The sequence below is a fragment of the Pseudomonas sp. genome (genome assembly GCF_050739995.1).
Taxonomy (GTDB): Bacteria; Pseudomonadota; Gammaproteobacteria; order Pseudomonadales; family Pseudomonadaceae; genus Aquipseudomonas.
The window spans coordinates 1-2,565 of sequence record NZ_JBOICG010000580.1 but is presented as its reverse complement, the minus strand read 5'-3'; the positions used below and the strand labels follow the sequence as shown (position 1 = coordinate 2,565).

2 protein-coding genes are annotated in these 2,565 nt (G+C 62.6%); one reads left to right on the top strand and one right to left on the bottom strand.

The window, feature by feature from the left end; translation table 11 throughout:
• Window positions 1-218: 218 nt before the first annotated feature.
• A complete protein-coding gene (locus tag ACRESD_RS19335; protein WP_431752371.1) occupies window positions 219-1,091 on the bottom strand; it encodes a LysR family transcriptional regulator in 873 nt (290 codons plus the stop codon).
• 106 nt (window positions 1,092-1,197) lie between these two features.
• Here ACRESD_RS19335 and ACRESD_RS19330 point away from each other — a divergent pair.
• On the top strand, window positions 1,198-2,565 hold a 1,368-nt coding region (locus ACRESD_RS19330), incomplete at its 3' end, for an MFS transporter (RefSeq protein WP_431752370.1).

Below are 2,565 nucleotides of genomic sequence, written 5' to 3'. Positions count from 1 at the left end.
CAGCCTCGCTAAAGCTCGACAGCTCCCACAGGAGATTGGCGGTGTTTGGGGAACATCGTGTCCTGGCGCGTGTTCGCCAGCGACAGAGATCAAATGTGGGAGCTGGCTTGCCTGCGAAAGCGGCGGTACGGCCGATGAATAGTTAGCCTGTGCCGCCGCCTTCGCAGCCTCGCTGAAGCTCGGCAGCTCTCACAGAGGTCGGTTTTGTCGAAAAGGGTTCAACTGCCTGCCAGGCAACTGGGCGTGCCAGCCACCAGGGCATCGATGGCGCAGCGTACCTTGGCTGGCATATGCGGTGCCGTCGGCCAGATCACATGGATCGGCGCCGGTTGGTCGCGGTGGCCTGGCAGCACCGCCTCCAGTTGCCCACGCAGCACGTAATGCGCAATCAACCAGCTCGGCAACCAGGCCAGACCGACGCCCGCAATCGCGGCATCGGCCACCGCCTGGAGGTCGTCGAGCATCAACGGCGATGTCACACCCGAGCGCTGGGACATATTGCAACGGTAGGCAATGCCTCGGTGACCGACGAGGTCATCGAGGCACTCAATCTTCCCGACACGCTGCAAGTAGGCCGGTGAAGCGGCCAAACCTACCGATTGTTCGCCCAGGCGACGCGCGCTCAGGCGGTCGGAGTCCGGCAGCGGGCCGATGCGTACGGCGATGTCGAAGCCTTCCTGCACCAAGTCCGTCAACCGGTCCGAGAATGAAATCTCGACCTCCAATTCCGGATAACGGTCCATCAAGCCCCACAAGGCTGGCGCCGCGTAGTGGTGGCCGAACGCCAAAGGCAAGCTTGCCCGTAAACGCCCGCGTGGCTGCTGCCTGCCACTTTCAAGCACCGACTCGGCGGCTTCCAGCTCGGCCAGTGCGCGCAGGCAATGTTCGTAATAGGCCTGCCCATCTTCGGTCAAGCGCTGACGGCGGGTGGAGCGCTGCAACAAGCAGGTGCCCAAGCGCGCTTCCAATCGCGCCAACCCCTTGCCCACGGCGGAGCGCGTGAGGTTCAGGCGCTCGGCGGCTTCGGTCAGGTTGCCGCTTTCGACGATTTGCAAAAACAGTTCAACGCCGTCAAAACGTGGAGTGGCCATGGCTCAATTGTCGCTCTTGATTCCCCTATCAGCGGAAAACTTATCACGAATAACGAATCATGTTCCCGTGAGAATAAAACCCTCATTCAACCGAAAGGAACATCCCATGCCGCCCGCCACCGCTGTATCGGCCGTCAGCGCCCTGCGTACCGCCAGAGATGGCCTCGCGCTCACCGCCGTGTGCCTCGTTGCCCTGATGTTCGGCCTGGAAATCTCCAGCGTGCCGGTCATCCTGCCCACCCTCGAACAGCAACTGGGCACCGGCTTCCAGGATGCCCAATGGATCATGAACGCCTACACTCTGGCCTGCACCAGTGTGCTGATGGCAGCGGGCACGCTGGCTGATCGTTTTGGCCGACGGCGCATGCTGGTGTTGTGTTTGTGGCTGTTTGGCCTGGCCTCGCTGGCCTGTGGGCTGGCCGACACGGCGCCTACGTTGATCGTGGCGCGCTTCGTTCAGGGCGTGGGCGCCGGGGCGATGATGATCTGCCAGTTCGCGATACTGTCGCACCAGTTCCGGGAACCGGCAGCGCGTGCACGAGCGTTCGCGGTATGGGGTGTAATTGCCGGTGTGGGCCTGGGCTTCGGGCCGATGGTCGGGGCGTTGATCCTGGCGGTGGCGGATTGGCGCTGGGTGTTCTTGGTGCATGTACCACTCACCTTGCTGACCTTGGTGTTGCTGCGGGTCAGCGTGCAGGAGTCCCGCGACCCGGCCGGCCATCGCCTCGATATTGCCGGCATGCTTACCTTGACGCTGTCGGTGTTCGCGCTGGTGTACTTCATTACGCAGGGCAGCGAGCACGGCTTCGGCACACCAGCCATGCTCGGCTGGGCGGTTTTGTCCCTGGTCGGGTTACTACTGTTCATCGTTATCGAGCAACGCAGTGCCCACCCGATGTTCGATTTCTCGGTGTTCCGTATCCGGCGTTTCAATGGGGCACTGATGGGCTCGGTCGGCATGAACTTCAGCTTCTGGCCGTTCATGATCTACCTGCCGCTCTACTTCCAGGCGGGCCTGGGCTACGACACCCTGACCACCGGCGGTGCCTTGCTCGCTTACACCTTGCCCACTTTGCTGGTCCCGCCACTGGCCGAACGCCTGGCCCTGCGCTATGGCGCCGAGCGCATCATCCCCGTGGGCCTGGGTTCAATGGGCGCTGGTTTCATCGCCATGGCCGTCGTCAATGCCGTGCAACAGCCGAGCATCGTGCTGGTGCTATTCAGTTGCGTGATCGCGGGCGTGGGGTTGGCACTGACTAACTCACCGACCACCAACACCACCACCGGCTCGGTCTCGGCCGACCGTGCAGGCATGGCGTCGGGCATCGACCTCAGCGCACGGTTGATTACGCTAGCGCTGAATATCGCGCTGATGGGTCTGGTGCTGTTGCTCGGGATCAGCCATCAACTGGCCAATGTGCTACCCGCAACCACTGCAATGGATTGGCCCGCCATCAGCCAACACATTGCGTCG